We start from the raw sequence: 18,026 nt of genomic DNA, 5'->3' as shown, positions 1-18,026 counted from the left end.
CCGCCGCCAGGATATCGACCATGACCTACACGCCCGTCGTTCTCTCTTTTTCCCTGGCCTCGGCGCTGCTGCTGTCGGCCTGCGGCACCTCCACGCCCAGCTCCATCAGCCTGCCCTCTGCCTCGGCACAGGCCGCCGCCGACACCGGCCAGGCCCTGCGCAGCGAACCCGTGCGCTGGAAGCGCGACAAGCCTGGCTGCAAGCGCGAGTGCCCGCGCATCGAAGTCGACTCGCTGGCTTTCCCGCAAGACGAAAAACTCACCGCCCTGGTCGACCATGCGCTGGCGATGATGACGGGACTGGAATCCAACGTCCAGCCCACCTACCTGTCGATCGCCGAGTTCGAGGCGTATTACTGGCGCACCGCCAAACCGCGCTATGCCGTGGTGCTGAAAGCGGAGTTGAAGCACCAGCAGGGCCCGATCACCGTGCTCACGCTGTCCAGCTACCAGTTCACGGGCGGCGCCCATGGCATCCCCGCCACGCAATACCTGAACTGGGACCGCGGCGCGCAACGCGTGCTGGGGCTGGCGGACGTCCTGGAACCCGGCCGCGGCCCGCAGTTCGTGCAGGCGCTGGCGCGCGCCCACAAGCGCTGGCTGGAAGACAACCGCGACTATCAGGACAACCCCACGCGCTACGCGGAGCTCTGGCCTTTCTCGCCCAGCGACAACTACGCGCTGGCCAAGGACGGCATCACGGTCAAGTACGACGCCTACGCCATCGCCCCGTATTCGCATGGCGAACCGGAACTGACCATCCCGTACACCGAGCTGACCGGCATCCTGAAACCGGCCTACCTGCCGGCACGCTGAAGATCAGGCCGCCAGCGGGAACCCGGACGGCGCGCGGACACGCCGCGCGCCCAGTACACTAGCGCGTCGCGCGGCCTGCCGGCCGCCTCGCCTGCTTCGCACCCGCTTTCGTCCCGCCCCGCACATGTCCCACCCCAGCCAGCTGCCCAGCACCGGCAGCTTCGCCAGTATCCCGCTCTCCGGCGACGACAGCCTGTCCTGCCTGCAACTCGGCCAGGGCGAACGCCTCTGCATCCTGATCCACGGTTCGCTCTGCGACGGACGGTATTGGTGGCCGCAGTTCGACGACCTGTCGGCTGGCCGCCGGCTGTGTTCGCCCAGCCTGCGCCATTACTTCCCCGCCGCGCCGGATCCCACGGTGAGGCTGGACTGGCGGCGCGACGTCGGCGATCTGCTTGCCCTGGTCGAGCGCCTGAGCCCGGATGCCCCCGTCGACCTGATCGGCCATTCACGCGGCGGCGCCATTGCCTACCAGTTGGCACGGCAGCGCCCGGACCGCGTGCGCAGGCTGGTGCTGGCCGAGCCCGGCGGCGCCACGCAGGCCGGCACGCCCGCGGATCCGGTGTTGATGCAGGAGTGGAAAGCCGCGCTGTCGGCCAAGCTGGCGCGCGGAGAATACGAATCGGCCGTCGGCCAGTTCATCGATGGCGTCAGCCGCGCCGGCAGCTGGCTGCACAGCCCGCGCGATTTCAAGCGCATGGCGCTGGACAACGCCCACACGCTGGTCTCGCAGATGGACGACCCGCTGCCCGCCTACGCGGAAGCGGACGTCGCCCAATTGGCCCTGCCGGTATTGCTGGTGAAGGGACAACGCAGCCGCGAGCGCTTCGTCGTCACGGTGGACACGCTGGCGCGCTGGTTGCCCGATGCGCGGGTGGTGGAGATTGCCGGGGCCAGCCACGGCATGAACCTGGCCCACCCGCGTGCCTTCAATGCCGCGGTCCTGGACTTCCTGGACGCGGCCTGAGGCGGCCGGGCAGGACGCCGTGCAGCGGGGCGCCAGCAGGACGCCCCGGACCTCGCATCAGGGATACAGGCCGCGCACCTGGCGCGCCTGCAGGATGCGCGTGCACGCCACGATGAAGGCGGCGGTGCGCAGCGTCACCTGGTGCTGCTTGGCCACCTGCGAGATGGACGCATAGGCCTCGCGCATGATGCGCTCCAGGCGCTGGTTGATCTCTTCCTCGCTCCAGAAGAAGCTGGAGAAATCCTGCACCCATTCGAAGTAGCTGACCGTCACGCCGCCGGCGTTGGCCAGCACGTCGGGCACCACCGTGATGCCCTTGTCGGTCAGGATGTCGTCGGCCTCGGGCGTGGTCGGGCCGTTGGCGCCTTCCACCACGAAGCGCGCGCGGATACGGTCGGCGTTCTTCGACGTGATCTGGCCTTCCAGCGCGGCGGGAATCAGGAAGTCCGTTTCCACGCCCCAGAAGTCCTCGGCGGCAATCGCCTCACCGCCTTCGAAGCCCCCGACGCCACCGGCACGCGACACGTGCGCAATCAGGTCGGGCACGTCCAGGCCGTCGGCCTTGAACACCGTGCCGGTGTGATCCTGCGCGGCCACGATCTTGGCGCCCGCGTCATAGAACAGGCGGGCGGCCGTGCCGCCCACGTTGCCGAAACCCTGCACGGCAACGCGCGAACCCGCCACGTCCAGGCCGGCGTCGCGCGCGGCCTCGCAGGCCACCACGAACACGCCGCGGCCCGTGGCTTCGGTGCGCCCCAGGCTGCCGCCCAGCGCCACGGGCTTGCCCGTGACCACGCCGGTGGAGGTCAGGCCTTCGTTCATGGAATACGTGTCCATCATCCAGGACATGATCTGCGCGTTCGTGTTCACGTCCGGCGCGGGGATGTCCTTCGACGGCCCGATGATCACGCCGATCTCGCTGGTGTAGCGGCGCGTCATGCGCTCGAGTTCGGGTTGCGACAGCGTGCGCGGGTCGACGCGGATCCCGCCCTTGGCGCCGCCGAAAGGCACGTTGATGGCGGCGTTCTTCACCGACATCCAGGCCGACAGGGCCATGACCTCGGACAGCGTGACGTCCTGGTGGTAACGCACGCCGCCCTTGCCGGGGCCGCGCGAGGTGTTGTGCTGGACGCGGTAGCCCTCGTAGTGGGCGATGCGGCCGTCATCCAGTTCGATCGGCACGTCGACGATCAGCGCGCGCTTGGGGCGCTTCAGGGTTTCGACCCAGCGTGCCAGCGACCCCAGGTAGGGCGTGACGCGGTCGACCTGTTTCAGGTAAATGCCCCAAGGCCCCAGGTCGTTGGGGTCCAGGTAAGAGGGAAGCGCGTGGTTTTGCTGCTGCGACATGCATGGCTCCGTTGCGGACAATCCCGGCATTGTAGGCAGATGTCCGCGCAAAATTACATATGCGTCCCCATTAATTCATGGAAATATAAAATGGGGACATACTAACGACCCTGCGCCTTGCGACGGTCCTGCGCCAGCTTTTCCATGGCGTCCGCCAGGCGGTCGTTGCCGAACTGCCTCGCCATGTCGATGGCGTCCTGCCCCTGCAGATTGCGTTGCGACGGGTCGGCGCCCGCGTTGATCAGCACCTGCGCCGTGTCCACGCTGTTGGCCCGCATCGCCATCATCAGCGGCGAGGTGCCATCCGGCGACGGCGCGTTCACGATGGCCTTCAGGCCGATCAGCCATTTCGCCACGTCGGCATGCCCCTTGGCGGCGGCATAGTGCAAGGGTGTCCAGCCCAGGCGGTTCACCTCGGCGCCACGCTTGACCAGCGCCTGGCTGCGGGAAAGCTGGCCCGTCAGCGCGGTGTACATCAGCGGCGTCTCCTGGACCCCGTTCATGATGTTCACGTCGGTGCGGCTGTCGGCCAGGATCACATCGAAGACTTCCCAGGCGTCGTCACGCACCGCCTGCATCAGCGCGGGTTCCCCCTTGTCGGTCACTTGATTGGGATCGGCGCCCGCACGCAACTGCTCGGCCACGGCCGACGCGCGGTCATTGCGGATGTCCCGCCACCAGCTGGTGTTCTGGGCCATGGCGCTGACGGACACCGACGCGGCCAGCAGGCCGGGCACGGCGCGGCGCAGCAACCAGCCGCCGACGCGGCCCAGCGGGGAGAAATCTTCAGAATTCACTTTAATCATCAGACTTTAACTTCCCTTTCTATCTTGCTGAAAAGATTATAGAAATTATCCGTTGACGCTTGCGCCACCTCGGCGGCGGAAATGCCCTTCAGGTCGGCGATCTTCTCGGCCACATGCACCACCAGCGACGGATCGTTCAGCTTGCCGCGGAACGGCACCGGCGCCAGATACGGCGAATCCGTCTCGATCAGCAGCCGGTCCAGCGGCATGCGCGTGGCCACCTCGTGGATCACATGGGCGTTCTTGAAGGTCACGATCCCCGACAGCGAAATATGGAAATTCAGGTCCATCGCCGCCTGGGCCACTTCCCAGGACTCGGTGAAACAGTGCATGACGCCGCCCACCTCGTCAGCGCCCTCTTCCTTCAGGATGCGCACCGTGTCCTCGGCGGACGCCCGGGTGTGGATGATCAGCGGCAGGCCCGTCTCGCGCGCGGCGCGGATGTGCACGCGGAAGCGCTCGCGCTGCCACTCGGGCTTGCCCTCCAGGCGGTAGTAATCCAGCCCGGTCTCGCCGATGGCCACCACCTTGGGGTGGCGCGCGCGCTCGACCAGCAGGGCCACGTCCGGCTCGGGCGTGTCTTCATAGTCCGGATGCACGCCCACCGAAGCCCACAGGCGGTCATGCGCCTCCACGATCTCCATCAACCCCGGCCAATCCGGCAGGTTCACGCTGACACAGAGCGCCTGCGAGACCTGGTTGGCGTCCATGCGCGCGAAGATCTCGGGCAGCTGGGCGGCCAGTTCAGGAAAATTCAGATGGCAATGGGAATCGACGTACATGATGGATACGGGTGTAGCGGGAGCAACAAGGATGATTAAAAAGGGACGGGCTTATGGCCTGAAACCACACCAACAAGCCAAACGGGGAAATTAAGGGACGCAACATCGGCCGCATGCCGATCCGTGCAGTCCGACTGCATCAAATAAAGGCAGTTCCCTGCCTTGACGCCGTAAGAAAAAAGCAACGCGAAGCGCAAGGAAAACCGCCTCGCCCTAGCCCTGGCAGGATAGCACCACCCGTTGCAGGCTGGCATGCAGCAGCAACTTCGCGTTCAGGGGGTGGCTGGCCAGGCGTTGCTGCTGGCCCAGCCAGCGGGCGGTCTCGGCCACGTTGCTGCGCGAGGCGCGCGCGGCCAGGGCCTGGGTGGCCTCGGCCAGTTGGGGGAAATAGCGCGGCGGCGCGCCAGCCGCGCCCAGCATCAGGTCGGCGAAGAAACGCTGCAAGGCGTCCAGCCACTGGCCGGTGGGCGTCTTTTCCAGCGCTTCCACCATCTGGCCCAGATCGGGCTGCTGCCCCTTGCCCAAAGTACGTACCAGCGCCTGCAGCCAATCCGGGCAGGCCGACTCCCGCTCATTCGACAGGCGCAACGCCGCCAGCGGCGCGCCACCGGCAGCGGCCAGCCATTCCGCCGGCGCTTTCACGCCCTGCTCGTCCAGCCAGGCCAGCGATTCCGCTTGCCCCGGCGCAGCCAGGGGCAGGCGCCGGCAGCGCGACACCAGGGTCGGCAGCAGACGGTCCGGCGCATCCGCCACCAGCAGGAACACTGTATGCGGAGGCGGCTCTTCCAGCACTTTCAGCAAGGCATTGGACGAGACCACGTTCATGGCGTGAGCCGGATACAGCACCGCCACGCGCCAGCCGCCGCGGTGGGTGGCCGTGTTGAACCACGACTCCAGCCCGCGTATCTGTTCGATGCGGATGTCCTTGGACGGCGCGCGCTTGGCCGCCCCGCCGCCCGTCTCGGCAGCGGGTTCTTCCCCGCCCTCGGCGGCAGTCTCGGCGCCCTCTTCCAGCGCCACGGCCTCGGGCCGGATACGGCGCAGGTCGGGATGGTTGCCCGCGCGCACCCAGCCACAGGCCAGGCACTTTCCGCAGGCCACGCCGTCTTCCGGCGACTCGCACAACAGCGCGGCGGCCGCAGCCAGGGCGAAATCCAGCTTGCCGATACCGGCCAGGCCGTGGATCAGCCAGGCATGCGCGAAGCGCTCGCGCTGGCCCAGCCACTGCCGCGCCAGCGTCTGCTGCCAGGGCAGGAACTGCGCCGTCATGCCACCGCCTGCGTCAGTGCGCGCAATTGCCCGGCCAACACCTCTCGGATGGCCTCGATGCTCTGCGTGGCATCGATGCGGCGAATGCGTCCGGGCGCCTCGTCGGCCCGCGCCAGATACACCGCGCGCGTGCGTTCGAAGAAAGCGTCCTGTTCGCGCTCGAAGCGATCCGGCTCGCGCGCGCCGCTGCGCCGGGCCCGCGCCACTTCCAGCGGCACGTCGAACAGCCACGTCAGGTCGGGCTGCAGATGGGGGTGCACCCACTGCTCCAGCGCGGCGATGCGCGCCTGGCCCAGTTCGCGCCCGCCGCCCTGATAGGCATAGGTGGCGTCGGTGAAACGGTCGCACAGCACCCAGGTGCCGGCCGCCAGCGCGGGCTCGATCACCTGGCGCAGGTGCTCGCTGCGCGCGGCGAACATCAGCAGCGTCTCGGTTTCCAGCGACATGGACTCGGACAGCAGGCAGTCGCGCAGGCGTTCGCCCAGCGGCGTGCCGCCCGGTTCGCGCGTCTCCAGCACCGTCAGCCCCTGGTCGCGCAAGGCCTGCGCAATCCACGAGGCATGCGTGCTCTTGCCCGCGCCATCCACCCCTTCCAGGGTCAGGAAGCGGCCGCGCGCAGGCGCGTTCGTGGCAGGCAAAGTCATGGATTCCGTCCCAGGATGAAACGCGCCACGGCCCGGTTGTGGTCGGCCAGGTTCGCCGAGAACTGGCTCGTGCCATCGCCACGCGACACGAAATAGAAGAACTTGTGCGCCTCGGGCTGCACCGCCGCCAGCAGCGAGGCCCGGCCCGGGCTCGCGATGGGCGTGGGCGGCAGGCCGCTGCGCGTATAGGTATTCCAGGGCGTATCGGTCTGCAGGTCGCGCTTGCGGATGCGCCCCTGATAGGCATCGCCCATGCCATAGATCACCGTCGGGTCCGTCTGCAGCGGCATGCCCACGCGCAGGCGGTTGATGAAGACGCCGCCCACGCGCACGCGCTCGGGCTCGTGACCGGTTTCCTTCTCGATGATGGACGCCAGGATCAGCGCCTCATAGGGCGTGGCCAGCGGCAGGCCTTCCTCGCGCTGCGCCCACACCTGGTCCAGCACCTGCTGCTGCGCCAGGTAGGCGCGGCGCAGGATCTCGTAATCGGAATTGCCCGGGTTGAAGAGATAGGTGTCCGGGAAGAACAGCCCTTCCGGGTTGGGCGCCTGCACGTCCAGCTTTTCCAGCAGTTGCGCGTCGCTCACGCCTTCCAGCGTCTGCTTGATGTCCGGATGCGCGCGCAGCGCCGCGCGGATCTGCCGGTAGGACCAGCCTTCCACGAAGGTCACCTGACGCTGGCTCATCTCGCCACCGGCGATGCGGGCCAGGATCGTGCGCGGCGTATCGCCCTGGCGGACCTCGTAGGCGCCGGCCTTCAGCAGCTTGTCCTGCTCCAGGTAGCGGGCCAGCCAGGCGAAGCCGCGCTGATGCACCGCCACGCCCGCCTTGTTCAGCGTACGCGCGACCGCCTGCGGGCCGCTGCCCGGGTCGACGATGAAGTCGACCTTGTCGGCCTGCATGGTGACGGGCGTGTCTGTCCAGCGCCAGGCCATCCAGCCGGCGACGCCGACGGCCACGAAGGCGGCCAGCACGAAGAAGAGAAGGATTGCGCGCAGACGTTTCATGAGAGGCGAAAGTGTAATGGATCGCGGCGAGGCGGGCAGGCGCTCCCGCCGGACCTGTTTTGGCGTATCGGCGCGGGATACATTTTCCCGCAACCCGTTCGAGGGCTTTACCGGATGGCAGCGCCCCAGGGCGTATCATCGGGCGATACCGTGACAGCGTTACCGCCATCGCCGCGATAGCCCAACGAGAGCTTATCTAGACATGACTTTGAACACCCCGTTCCCCGCTCCCACCGCCGCCCAGCGCGAAGGCGCGCCCAACGTCTATGCCCTGGACAGCGACTACGCCGTCCTGCAGGCCGTCGGCGCCGACGCCCTCACCTTCCTGCAAGGCCAGCTCACCAATGACGTGGCCGGCCTGCCCGCCGACGCCGCGCGCTTTGGCGGCTACTGCACGGCCAAGGGCCGGCTGCTGGCCACCATGGCCTATTGGCGCGCCGACACCGAGGAAGTCCCGGGCGTGCGCCTGCTGGTGCGCCGCGACCTGGCGGAAGCCCTGGTCAAGCGCCTGGGCATGTTCGTGCTGCGCGCCAAGGTGAAGCTCTCGCTGACCGAATTGCGCGTCTTCGGCGTCGAAGCGCCCCAGACCACCGCGCTGACCGAAGTGGCCGAAGCGGCCGGCGCACAGTTGCCGGCCCAGGCCTGGCAACGCGCGGACCTGGACAGCGGCACCTGGATCGCCGCCCCGGCAGCCGCAGGCGCTTCGCCGCGCTGGTGGTGGATTGCCGCCCTGGATCAACTGGCGGGCAACGCCGCCGCGCTGGCGGCCTCGGCAGCCGCCGATGCCCAAGCCTGGAAGGCCGCGGACATCGCCGCGGGCCTGCCCTGGATCCAGGCCAGCACGCAGGACGTGTTCATCCCGCAGACCGTCAATCTGGAATTGGTGGGTGGGGTCAGCTTCACCAAGGGCTGCTACCCGGGGCAGGAAGTGGTCGCGCGCAGCCATTACCGTGGGACGGTGAAGCGGCGGATGGCGTATGGCGTGCTGGCCGAGACGCCGCCCGCGCCGGCTGCGGCGGGGGTGGATGTGTTCGATGGGGAGCGCGAAGACGAACCGTCTGGGCGGATCGTGGATGTGGCGGGGGCTGCGGTGCTGTTCGAAACGCCGCTGGCTGCGCTGGAGACCGGCCATGCGCCGCGCGTGGGTGCGCCGGACGGGCCTGCCATCACCGTGACGGCGCTGCCTTACGCGATCGTGCCGCAGGGCTGAGTCCTGTCGCGGGGAAACATGGCCGGCGCGGTGTGATTCACTGCCCGGCCATTTCCTTTAGCTCTTCAAGACGCTGGATATTCAGCATCATCGGGCAGTAACCGTGCATCGGTGAGCCCACGTAGGTCGTGGCCAGACTGCATTGGCCATTGCGGTAGGCCAGCCAGGCTAGCTGCGTATCTTCGAGCTTGTCCGCATCGCCGGGGGACTGGGCCTTCAGGCGGGCATGCAAGCGGCTATAGGTTGCGTTCATTTCGCGCTTGACCTTCGCATCCACGGAAGACGAACACGCTTCGACCGTGCCGTTGTTGATGCCGCCTGCGTCTGTCAGGCAGTTCTCGTATTGGGTGGCGTAGTCGTCGGCAGGTGTTGCGGCCAGGGCCTGCATCGCTGTCATCGCCAACGCGCCCGCGATCAAACGTCGAATCATTGCTGCGTTCCGTTTTAGGTCAGGGAAGGCGCGGCTTCTTCTTGTTGGCGGCGCGCTCCACCTGCAAGGTCTTCATGTCACCCAGCCGCGCCAGCAGCGCAGTGATCTCGCGCCGATAGAGCGCCGTGAATGAGTCCGCCTCGTCGGGCTCGATGTCGTAGCCGTTGAACACCGCCAGGGTGTGATCAGGCCGATAACCGAAGAAATGCCCATCGCCTTCGACTTTCAGCACCGGCGCGAAATCGTCAGGGGCACCCTCTTCCCGAGCGCGATCCAGCATGCGCTCCAGGTTGAGCCAGTCGGGCACGTCGGGCGCCAGGCCGAACACCATGATGCCGCGCCAGAATGTCCATGCAGGGCCGACGTCGAAGGCCTTGGCCTGTGGCCAGACTTCTTCGCGGGCGGAGACGAGGACACCGCCAAGTTTGGAAAGGGAGAGTTCGCGAAATTCGCCGGGAAGGGTGAAGCCGAGCTTTTGTTCGTAGGCGTCGTAGCGATCAGGATTGGCCGCGCCTGCGACGACCTCGAAGTCTTTGATGTCTACGGGGGCGAGGATGGCCCACATTTCTTCGAGAATTGAGTTGTTCATATTCCTGGCCTGTTCGAAACGCCTAAATATATTTGAAGAAAATTTCGAGAAAAAACTATATCGACAACGAACAACTGGATGGCTCAGTTACCCTAAGAAAACGAGGCACACTGGATGACCGCTTTCGACCCTGAGCAGCCGGTCGCGATAACATCCATTACAGGCTACGTGACGGCTAGGCAACCAAGCGACATGCAGCGACCGACCCAAACGGGGTCTGATAAGGAAAGCGATAATTAAATAGCTGGAGGTGATGGATGACTGGCTTTCTGTCGAAATGGTTCGGAAAAGCAAAGGCGGAAGTTCCCATAGAGTCCTTAGAGTTGACGACTATAGCCTCCGATTCAAAAAAGGCATCCGGCAGGCGGGAGCCGCCGACAGCACTAAATTGGTCTCAAGCTGAGTACATTCCTCTGCCGCCATCACCGCCAACTTGGGAGGTCGACGGTCGTGACGAATTTCATCGTGAGTACAGTGACCCATTGATGGGTCCGATTTTTCAGGCCGGATTCAAGAGCCAAAATACTAAGGTCTTAAAGCTCGCCGTCGGCCTTTCCCCAGCTCAGCGACAAGGCCGCGCTGGAGAGGTCATCGCAAAAGCTTACTCCAAGCTCATTGTCCAGCGAGTGAAGTCTGGGCGGTTAGGATCGGCGGCTAAGCAATGCGTCGAGATGTTTGAGCTGGTTCCCGACCACGTAAAGGACGTCGATCGCCGTCGTTTCAATCGCATCCTTGGGCTGATGGACAAGGCAGGTAAAAAACATGACTACAAGCATGTGGAGGTTTCCGGCCCTTCATCTATACCATTGTTCACCGTGTCGGATGATGTTCCTTGGACACTCGTAGGCGAGCGGAAACTGCAGAGCAATGAGCAACCCGATTCCACTTTCGAGATTGCTGCCATGGATGCGAACGGAATCTGGCTGATTGACCGTGCTGCTTTCAGCGAGGATCGGCCGGGGGCAAAAGCTGTGCTTCGCCGAACTGACCGACACGGCCTCTTCGTTGGCGAGAAGGCTCTGCTACATGATGTCTATCGTACTGGGGCCACTGCCGGCGGTTCCAGCATCGCTATCATGGACTCCAACGGGGTTCTTCACATCTACGATGCAGAGCTGAACATCATCGCCGAGTCCAATCTTCGCGAGGACCCCCGCGTCGTTGATCACTTCCGGACTATCAAAACGAACTACTGGGGGGAGTTTAAATCGCAAGTTCGGGCCGTGGATTCTGCTCCCGGGGGAGACCGGTACATTTTCACGTTAGCCGACGAGGCATGGTGTTGCGCGACAGATGGCGTTGCATTGTGGGGGGTCATGATGCCTCTCAAGGAAGGTTGGAAGCGTGTCCTCGGTCGGAGTGAGCGCTTCGGAGCGGGGCAAGATGTGGAGGCTGCTTTGCGGCTTTTCGGTTTGTCGCTACCGGTCGACCCCGCAGATATCAAACGGAAGTACCGCAAGTTGGCACAGATCCATCATCCTGATCGTAATCCTGACGATCCAACTGCCACTGAGAAGATGAGGTCCCTCAACTGGGCATTCGAGATTCTGACCGGGGTCGATCCGACTACGCTCGGATTCGAGGAATCAGATATTACGTATTTTGCTCGAACGGCTCCCGACCATGTTGTGGAGTTGGATGGGTTTCCATTAGAGATAACGCTAACTGAAGGAACTCCTCAAGATTGGATCTACGCGGCTAGCTTTTCTGCTAACGGTGGAGCCTACCTCGCAACCTATTCGGGCAAGATTATCCTAGTTTCACGGAAGGGGCTTCCTGAGACAGTGTATGACATCGGAACTTGCCCGAGCGAGATCATAGACGTTGGTCAGTACACCTACTTCCTTACCCCCACCCGACTCTACGTCGTCGAAAACAAAACGAAGCTTGTGGCTCTCCTCGACGTCTTCAGGCAGGGTCGGCTGTTTGTTTCGCACGCCGGATTTGGGTTGCTTTCGGGCAAGCGACTTCAGTGGTTCACGAAGACGGGTGTGAAAGTCGGTGAATTGACGGCGCGAGACCCGATCCGTGTGATTCACGCGGCAGAAGGCGGAGCAGTCGTGCAGACTCGACGGCATCAAATTGAAGTACAGGGATTAGTAATATGAAACGCCATCGGTTTTGACTGAGGTGCGATAGGCAGTAACCGACCCGTAACAGTCTTTCGGCAATCTATGGAGCGGGCACGGAGGGCTCGTTCATGCGGGCTACATGCGTGTGCCGTTCCCCGTCTTGCCGGTGAAGTCGTCCCGGTTCCGAATGGCGATGGGCAGAGTTCAGCGCCTGTGGCAAGATGATCCCACCTGCGGCCACTAGCCATTCTACCGAGAACTGGTTAGGTTGGTCCTCACAACACCCCTCATGCCCGCGAAATGAGCCACATCCACGACGACGTACGCGATTTTCACCTCAAATCACACCCAGCCGAAGAAAAGCTGTTGTCTCCGTTCTTGAGCGGATTTGACGTCACCTGGGGCCGCAGGCGTGCAGGTCACAACACAGAACTATCTGTCTTCTTCCTGCGGCCAGAACGCTTCATGTCAGAGATGTTTGGATTCTCGCAGGAACTCATGCTCGTCTATAGCCCGTACCAGCAACTTGAACCCCGAGCGCTCCAGGCGGCCGAGCAATTCTTGGAGGATGATCCGGCTCGAGGAAGAGTTGAAAAACTAACACTAATTCTTGTCTCTGAAGCGTCACATCCCGAGGAGTGGATTCGAAACTACCTCGCATCGAATCACGAGTCTCGTATCATCGTAGCCATTAATGCGGGCGAGTTACGTGCATCAGCCGGAAATGCATGGTACGTTCGTAACAAGATCGCTGAGCAGCTTTTTGCCCGAGATCTATTCGATTTCCGTCTTCCGCTCGAGCACGATACTTACTTCTTCGGTCGCGATGATTTACTTCTCGACTACCGGGACGCTGCACGCAGAGGTGAGAACAGAGGGCTGTTTGGCTTGCGAAAGACCGGCAAGACCTCCTTTCTATTCAAACTATCGCGTTTCCTTTCTGCAGACGGATCAAAATCACTCTACTACGATTGCAAATCGCCGTCAGTCCGCCAGCTTCATTGGCACGAACTTCTGGAAAAGGTGGGCCACGACCTCGGCAAGGCACTCGGGCAACCTTTCAAAACACCAGCCGACCCTAGAAGGTATGCCGAAGTCTTTACCAATCTGCTCGCGACCGCGCGTCCCGACCAACGAACCCTCCTTGTCTTTGACGAGATTGAGTACATCTCACCGTTCGCCACCGAGGACAAGCATTGGCACTCTGAGTACATAAGCTTCTGGCAGACTATTTGGGCAGCACAGAGCGTCCATCGTCGAATTTCTGTATTGCTCGCCGGAGTAAATCCCAGTGTGGTTGAAATTGATCGAATCGGAGATACACAGAATCCGCTCTTCGGCATCGTTCCGTACAACTTCCTAACAGGCCTCTCTGCTGATGAGGTTCGTCGCATGCTCCGTGTATTGGGGAAGCGAATGGGCTTGGTGTTTGACGAGGATGCAGCGCGATACATGTATCTTCGATATGGAGGCCACCCCCTTCTTAGCCGTCTTGCTGCCAGCTATGTTCATCGGCACATGGTTGCCGACAAAATTATCAGGCCATTTAATGTCACTGCGACTAACCTTGCAAGCACCGAAGATCAGCGCGATGGAGACCTGAGCTTCTACTGCCGTCACGTCGTCTCCGAACTTAGGGACTTTTATCCAGACGAGTACACGCTCCTTGAATGGCTTTCTGCTGGCCGCGCTGCTGATTACCTCGAGTTCGCGAGTTACCCCGACTACATACGGCATCTACGTGCCTATGGGCTCGTTGCTGCCGAAACTGGTGAGGCACCGCGTGTGACGCTCTCTGTCGTTGCCCGGTATGTTGCCCTTGAGGAAGCTCGACGTGATGGCCGAAAGACGATCCTTCGCCTTATTCCCTCTAAAGAACGGGGCGATTGGCTTGAACGCCGAAAAGCAGCGATCCTCGAAGATCTTTCTGAGCTTGAGCGAGTTTCCGAGGCGGCTTCTCTGCCGTCGCTGTTCGGACCGAACTCTATACCTGAGAGTCACCGCTTTGCCGCCCTTACTGTCGTAACTAATGAGGCCGATTTTGAGGCATTCATCAACTGTTGCCATCGCTGCTTTGTCGAGTCGGTCGAGGCATTTGGAAAGCATCAACGAAGATCCGATTACTTCTGGTCTGACGTACGAGCCTCGTACCCTTCACTTCATGAAGCTTTTCATCGCGTGCGGGTCTATAGGCACCAACGCATGCACATCAAGCTAAATCCGGGCGTCGAGGAGGCGCTACAGCGCTTCTTAAAGCAAGACCTTGAGGCGCGCGAGCCGGCAGGAGTCGAAGATTTATGGTTCTTGCTGCAGCAAGCAACCCTGGACGCCTTGTTCAACGCTCTGCAGATCGAACTTTCTCGCCTCGGCCGCTGAACAGTGAGGCTTTTTATCCAGCGATGCACTCCCCTGCACAAAAAGCAATCGACGAAAGGTTGTGCTCCAAGAGAGAAACGCGGCGGTGCCGGTGAGCGCCCCCTGCTGGGAACAAAGTCGAAGGACCGCAAGTGGCCGATAACGACCACTCGAAACCCTCCTCGCCCCCTCACCCCCTCCGAACCAACCCCAAAATACTAGAAAAATCCAACCCCCCATTCCCCTGCGCGCTATGCATCGCATACAAATTCCGCGCCAGCTCCCCAAGCGGCGTAGCCGCCCTCACCGCCAACGCAGCCTCTGCAGCCAACCCCAGATCCTTCAACATCAAATCCACCCCAAACCCGCCTTCATACCCCTTCGACGCCGGCACATTCGGCATCACCCCCGGCCAGGGGTTGTAAAGCTCGGTCGCCCAGTTCCGTCCCGAGCTCTTGGAAATGATGTCCGACAGCACCTTCACATCCAGGCCATTCGCGACACCCAAGGCCAAGGCCTCGGCAGTCCCCGCCATCAACACCCCCAACAGCATGTTGTTGCAGATCTTGGCCACCTGCCCTGCCCCCGCATCGCCCGCATGAAAGATGTTCTTGCCCATTTTTTCCAGCAAGGGCCGCGCGCGTTCCAGCGACTCGGCAGCACCACCCACGATGAAGGTCAAGGTCCCGGCCGCCGCGCCGCCCGTGCCGCCTGACACGGGCGCATCGATCATGGCGATGCCGCGCGCCTGCGCCGCCGCGGCCACGCGGCGCGCGGATTCCGGTGCAATGGTGCTGCAATCGATGACCAAAGCATCCGCGCGCACGCCGGCCAGCAGGTCGTCACCCAGGTACAGTTTCTCGACGTGCGCGCTGGCCGGCAGCATGGTGATGACGCAGTCCGTGCCTGTCACCGCATCACGCGCCGACGCCGCAACCGACGCCCCCGCCTCCGCGGCCTGCTTCAAGGCCTTCTCGGAAAGGTCGAACACCTTCAGCGCATGACCCGCCTTGAGCAGGTTCAGCGCCATCGGCGCCCCCATGTTGCCCAGGCCGATAAAAGCGATCTGCTTCATGTTGCATGTCTCCTCGTTTGTTTTTCTGGAAATCATGAAAGCCGGGGCGGGGACCTCGGCGGGACTACGTTTTTTCCACGCCGAAGAAGGGGCTGCCGGATTGCTCCAGGTCGGCCATGGGATGCGCCTCGGGCTCCCAGGGCGGCTGGAAATACGGCTCGACCCAGGCCTCGTCGGCCTCTTCGATGGCGCGCGGATGCCAGCGCGGTTTCTTGTCCTTGTCGATCAGCAGCGCACGCACGCCTTCGGCGAAATCGCCGTCGGCCGCGCAGCGCAGCGCGGCCCAGTATTCGGCACGGAAGGCATCGGCCAGCGACATGAGGCGGGCGCGTTGCTGCAGCGTGAAGGCGATGCGCGCGGAACTGGGCGCGCCAGCGGCAAAGGTGGCGGCGGCCTTGGCCAGCCAGGGGTCTTCGTGGCCGTTCAGGGTGGCGATTTCATCGGCCACGTCTTCCAGGGTCTTGCCGCCGCACAAGGTGTTGATGAGGAACAGGTGCTGGCGCAGCGGCCCGTGCTCGCCGCCCTCTTCCGGCGCGTGGCTGCGCAACGCGCGCTCCAGCAGGCCGTCGTTGACGCCACGGCCGGTGACCGCGGCATCGCCGTCCAGCCCGCCCATGGCCCAGGGCTGGCGCAGCAGGTCGGCCATCACGTCATCCCAGTCTTCCGTGTGGATGCGGTAATCAGCCATGCCGGTGAAGATGGCGTCGCTGGCGTTCAGCGGCGCGCCGGTCAGGGCCAGGAACAGGCCGCTGCGGCCCGTCATGCGGCCCAGCAGCCAGCTGCCGCCCACATCGGGAAAAAGCCCGATGGTGATCTCGGGCATGGCCAGGCGCGAGGTTTCGCTGACCACGCGATGACTGGCGCCGGCCATGAGGCCGATGCCGCCGCCCATGACGATGCCGGTGCCCCAGCACAGCACGGGCTTGGGATAGACGTGGATGGCGTAGTCCAGCCGGTACTCGGTCTCGAAGAAACGGCGCGCGTAGTCGTTGGCCAGCGGATCGCCGCTGGTGTTCTCGCGCATGCTGCGATACAGGCTGTGCAGGTCGCCGCCGGCGCAGAAGGCCTTTTCGCCCGCGCCCTTGAGCACCACCACCGCGATGCCGGGATCCGCGGCCCACACCTGCAGCCGCTCGGCCAGCAGCTCGGCCATTTCCAGCGTCAGGCCATTGAGCGTCTGCGGGGCATTCAGCGTGGCAACGCCGAAGCGCGTGCCGTTCGCGCAATCCAGTTCCTCGAACAATACCGGGGCAGTCATCTCGGGTCCGTTCCTTTCTCGAGCAATTGGCGCGCGATGATCACGCGCATGATCTCATTGGTGCCTTCGAGGATCTGGTGCACGCGCGTGTCGCGCACCAATCTTTCCAGCGGGTAGTCCTTAAGATAACCGTAACCGCCGAAAATTTGCTGTGCATCAAGGCACACTTGGAACCCTAAATCTGTCGCCAGACGTTTCGCCATGGCGCAATAGGTCGATGCGTCGGGCGAGCCGCCATCCAGCTTGCACGCCGCCAGCCGTACCATCTGGCGGGCCGCCACCACGTGCGTGGCCATGTCGGCCAGCTTGAACTGCAAGGCCTGGAAGGTGGCGATCTTGCGGTCGAACTGCTTGCGCTCCAGCATGTAGTCGCGCGCGGCAGTCAATGCGCCCTGCGCCGCGCCCACCGAGCAGGTGCCGATGTTGATGCGCCCGCCGTCCAGCCCCTTCATGGCGATGCGAAAGCCCTCGCCTTCCGCACCCATCAGGTGCTCGGCCGGCACTTTCACGTTCTCGAACATGATGGGCCGCGTGGACTGGCTGTTCCAGCCCATCTTCTCTTCCTTGCGGCCATAGGTGATGCCCGGCAGGTCGGCCGGCACGGCAAACGTGGAAATGCCGCCCGCCCCCGCCCCGCCCGTGCGCGCCATGAGCACCAGCAGGTCGGTGTCGCCGCCACCGGAGATGAAGGCCTTGGCGCCGTTCACGACATAGACGTCGCCCTGCTTTTCCGCGCGCGTGGACAGCGACGCCGCATCCGACCCCGCGGCGGGCTCGGTCAGGCAGTACGAGGCCAGCTTGCGGCCTGCGGCCAGGTCCGGCCCCCACGCCTCGCGCACGGCCGGCGTGGCCCATTTGCCGACCATCCAGGTGGCCATGTTGTGGATGGTGAGGAAGGCGGCCGTGGAAGGATCCACGGCCGCCAATTCCTCGAAGACCAGCGTGGCATCCAGGCGCGGCAGGCCCAGGCCGCCGATCTCCTCGCTGGCGTACAGCGAGCAGAAGCCAAGCTCGCCGGCGCGCGCGAAAGCCTCCTTGGGGAACACGCTGTCGGCGTCCCAGCGCGCCGCATGCGGCGCCAGCTCGCCTTGCGCGAAATCGCGGGCCGCCTGCACGAAAGCCTGTTGCTCGTCGTTGAGTTCCAGATCCACGCTTGTCTCCTTGGATACGAGGCACGGGTGACAGTGCCTGCCGGATGTGTCTCCGGATTGTGTGGGCAGTTTACGTAAACGTAAATCCGCGTAACTCCCAACTTACCCCAAGGCACTCGCCTGCACAGTCCCGTGCGCGACATTTGCTTCGCTTGCCTCACCCAGCCATTGCCCGAGCCCGAACTATTAAGTGATAATCGTTCGCACTGAATTCCCGCCCTGCTTTCCGGATTGCGCCGCGCCTCGCGG

At 63.7% G+C, this 18,026-nt stretch carries 16 protein-coding genes and 1 pseudogene; 6 read left to right on the top strand and 11 right to left on the bottom strand.

The annotated features are described in order from the left end of the window. Positions 1 to 20: 20 nt before the first annotated feature. Both ODI_RS11305 and ODI_RS11300 read left to right on the top strand, forming a co-directional pair. The gene (locus ODI_RS11305; protein ID WP_067749383.1) at positions 21 to 815 is read left to right on the top strand and encodes a DUF3298 and DUF4163 domain-containing protein; all 795 of its coding nucleotides are present in this window, start codon (positions 21 to 23) and stop codon (positions 813 to 815) included. Between the two features lie 124 nt (positions 816 to 939). Continuing rightward, the gene (locus tag ODI_RS11300; RefSeq protein ID WP_067749385.1) at positions 940 to 1,782 is read left to right on the top strand and encodes an alpha/beta fold hydrolase; all 843 of its coding nucleotides are present in this window, start codon (positions 940 to 942) and stop codon (positions 1,780 to 1,782) included. A gap of 57 nt (positions 1,783 to 1,839) precedes the next feature. Here the strand turns inward: ODI_RS11300 and ODI_RS11295 are convergent, their stop codons facing one another. From ODI_RS11295 to ODI_RS11285, 3 genes and pseudogenes are all read right to left on the bottom strand, one after another. Then, a complete protein-coding gene (locus tag ODI_RS11295; protein ID WP_067749388.1) occupies positions 1,840 to 3,129 on the bottom strand; it encodes a Glu/Leu/Phe/Val family dehydrogenase in 1,290 nt (429 codons plus the stop codon). A 101-nt stretch (positions 3,130 to 3,230) separates the two neighbouring features. Further along, positions 3,231 to 3,926 carry an ankyrin repeat domain-containing protein gene (locus tag ODI_RS11290; protein ID WP_231968231.1) on the bottom strand — a complete coding sequence of 232 codons (696 nt, stop codon included), beginning with the start codon at positions 3,924 to 3,926 and terminating at the stop codon, positions 3,231 to 3,233. An 8-nt stretch (positions 3,927 to 3,934) separates the two neighbouring features. Then, positions 3,935 to 4,702 (bottom strand): annotated as a pseudogene (locus ODI_RS11285) (TatD family hydrolase); the annotation flags it as partial. On the opposite strand from ODI_RS11285, the gene ODI_RS22700 reads away from it, so the two are divergent. Further along, positions 4,608 to 4,811, top strand: coding sequence for a hypothetical protein (locus ODI_RS22700; protein ID WP_408635944.1), 204 nt, complete (start codon positions 4,608 to 4,610; stop codon positions 4,809 to 4,811). The pseudogene ODI_RS11285 and the gene ODI_RS22700 overlap by 95 nt on opposite strands. A 119-nt stretch (positions 4,812 to 4,930) precedes the next feature. Here ODI_RS22700 and holB read toward each other — a convergent pair whose 3' ends face one another. From holB to mltG, 3 genes are read right to left on the bottom strand one after another with little or no spacing between them, the layout of a single operon-like run. Further along, positions 4,931 to 5,986, bottom strand: coding sequence for a DNA polymerase III subunit delta' (gene holB, locus ODI_RS11280; protein ID WP_067749393.1), 1,056 nt, complete (start codon positions 5,984 to 5,986; stop codon positions 4,931 to 4,933). Then, a complete protein-coding gene (gene tmk / locus ODI_RS11275; protein WP_067749396.1) occupies positions 5,983 to 6,630 on the bottom strand; it encodes a dTMP kinase in 648 nt (215 codons plus the stop codon). The genes holB and tmk overlap by 4 nt, the downstream gene beginning before the upstream one ends. Then, entirely contained in the window at positions 6,627 to 7,637 is a 1,011-nt protein-coding gene (gene mltG / locus ODI_RS11270; protein WP_067749398.1) for an endolytic transglycosylase MltG, read from the bottom strand. The genes tmk and mltG overlap by 4 nt, the downstream gene beginning before the upstream one ends. Positions 7,638 to 7,839: 202 nt before the next feature. Here mltG and ygfZ point away from each other — a divergent pair, with 202 nt between their 5' ends. Then, entirely contained in the window at positions 7,840 to 8,847 is a 1,008-nt protein-coding gene (gene ygfZ / locus ODI_RS11265; protein WP_067749400.1) for a CAF17-like 4Fe-4S cluster assembly/insertion protein YgfZ, read from the top strand. A gap of 37 nt (positions 8,848 to 8,884) precedes the next feature. Here ygfZ and ODI_RS11260 read toward each other — a convergent pair whose 3' ends face one another. Both ODI_RS11260 and ODI_RS11255 read right to left on the bottom strand, forming a co-directional pair. After that, the gene (locus tag ODI_RS11260) at positions 8,885 to 9,277 is read right to left on the bottom strand and encodes a lysozyme inhibitor LprI family protein (RefSeq protein ID WP_067749402.1); all 393 of its coding nucleotides are present in this window, start codon (positions 9,275 to 9,277) and stop codon (positions 8,885 to 8,887) included. Positions 9,278 to 9,296: 19 nt separating this feature from the next. Further along, positions 9,297 to 9,866: a hypothetical protein gene (locus ODI_RS11255; RefSeq protein WP_067749405.1), complete on the bottom strand. Its 570-nt coding sequence runs from the start codon at positions 9,864 to 9,866 to the stop codon at positions 9,297 to 9,299. Positions 9,867 to 10,123: 257 nt separating this feature from the next. Between ODI_RS11255 and ODI_RS22460 the strand changes: the two genes are divergently transcribed. Further along, entirely contained in the window at positions 10,124 to 11,974 is a 1,851-nt protein-coding gene (locus ODI_RS22460) for a J domain-containing protein (protein WP_197707145.1), read from the top strand. A 264-nt stretch (positions 11,975 to 12,238) separates the two neighbouring features. Next, positions 12,239 to 14,314: an AAA family ATPase gene (locus tag ODI_RS22280; RefSeq protein ID WP_157929749.1), complete on the top strand. Its 2,076-nt coding sequence runs from the start codon at positions 12,239 to 12,241 to the stop codon at positions 14,312 to 14,314. A gap of 169 nt (positions 14,315 to 14,483) precedes the next feature. Here the strand turns inward: ODI_RS22280 and mmsB are convergent, their stop codons facing one another. The 3 genes from mmsB to ODI_RS11225 all read right to left on the bottom strand — a co-directional run bounded on the left by mmsB (position 14,484) and on the right by ODI_RS11225 (position 17,777). Beyond that, positions 14,484 to 15,368 (bottom strand): 3-hydroxyisobutyrate dehydrogenase, encoded by an 885-nt coding sequence (gene mmsB / locus ODI_RS11235; RefSeq protein ID WP_067749416.1) that lies wholly within the window; start codon positions 15,366 to 15,368, stop codon positions 14,484 to 14,486. A 64-nt stretch (positions 15,369 to 15,432) separates the two neighbouring features. Beyond that, positions 15,433 to 16,626 (bottom strand): enoyl-CoA hydratase/isomerase family protein, encoded by a 1,194-nt coding sequence (locus ODI_RS11230; RefSeq protein ID WP_067749419.1) that lies wholly within the window; start codon positions 16,624 to 16,626, stop codon positions 15,433 to 15,435. Then, a complete protein-coding gene (locus ODI_RS11225; RefSeq protein ID WP_067749422.1) occupies positions 16,623 to 17,777 on the bottom strand; it encodes an acyl-CoA dehydrogenase family protein in 1,155 nt (384 codons plus the stop codon). The genes ODI_RS11230 and ODI_RS11225 overlap by 4 nt, the downstream gene beginning before the upstream one ends. Positions 17,778 to 18,026: the final 249 nt, after the last annotated feature.

Origin of the sequence: Orrella dioscoreae, assembly GCF_900089455.2 — a bacterium.
GTDB classification, from domain to species: domain Bacteria; phylum Pseudomonadota; class Gammaproteobacteria; order Burkholderiales; family Burkholderiaceae_B; genus Orrella; species Orrella dioscoreae.
The sequence above is the reverse complement of the archived record's forward strand: the minus strand, read 5'-3'. Positions and strand labels throughout refer to the sequence as shown.

What these genes read in the sequence shown, in the direction of transcription:
- ODI_RS11305 (WP_067749383.1), top strand. Translation starts at nt 21, where the DNA reads ATGACCTACACGCCCGTCGTTCTCTCTTTTTCCCTGGCCTCGGCGCTG.
- ODI_RS11300 (WP_067749385.1), top strand. Translation starts at nt 940, where the DNA reads ATGTCCCACCCCAGCCAGCTGCCCAGCACCGGCAGCTTCGCCAGTATC.
- ODI_RS11295 (WP_067749388.1), bottom strand. Translation starts at nt 3,129, where the DNA reads ATGTCGCAGCAGCAAAACCACGCGCTTCCCTCTTACCTGGACCCCAAC.
- holB (WP_067749393.1), bottom strand. Translation starts at nt 5,986, where the DNA reads ATGACGGCGCAGTTCCTGCCCTGGCAGCAGACGCTGGCGCGGCAGTGG.
- tmk (WP_067749396.1), bottom strand. Translation starts at nt 6,630, where the DNA reads ATGACTTTGCCTGCCACGAACGCGCCTGCGCGCGGCCGCTTCCTGACC.
- mltG (WP_067749398.1), bottom strand. Translation starts at nt 7,637, where the DNA reads ATGAAACGTCTGCGCGCAATCCTTCTCTTCTTCGTGCTGGCCGCCTTC.
- ygfZ (WP_067749400.1), top strand. Translation starts at nt 7,840, where the DNA reads ATGACTTTGAACACCCCGTTCCCCGCTCCCACCGCCGCCCAGCGCGAA.
- ODI_RS11260 (WP_067749402.1), bottom strand. Translation starts at nt 9,277, where the DNA reads ATGATTCGACGTTTGATCGCGGGCGCGTTGGCGATGACAGCGATGCAG.
- ODI_RS11255 (WP_067749405.1), bottom strand. Translation starts at nt 9,866, where the DNA reads ATGAACAACTCAATTCTCGAAGAAATGTGGGCCATCCTCGCCCCCGTA.
- ODI_RS22460 (WP_197707145.1), top strand. Translation starts at nt 10,124, where the DNA reads ATGACTGGCTTTCTGTCGAAATGGTTCGGAAAAGCAAAGGCGGAAGTT.
- ODI_RS22280 (WP_157929749.1), top strand. Translation starts at nt 12,239, where the DNA reads ATGAGCCACATCCACGACGACGTACGCGATTTTCACCTCAAATCACAC.
- mmsB (WP_067749416.1), bottom strand. Translation starts at nt 15,368, where the DNA reads ATGAAGCAGATCGCTTTTATCGGCCTGGGCAACATGGGGGCGCCGATG.
- ODI_RS11230 (WP_067749419.1), bottom strand. Translation starts at nt 16,626, where the DNA reads ATGACTGCCCCGGTATTGTTCGAGGAACTGGATTGCGCGAACGGCACG.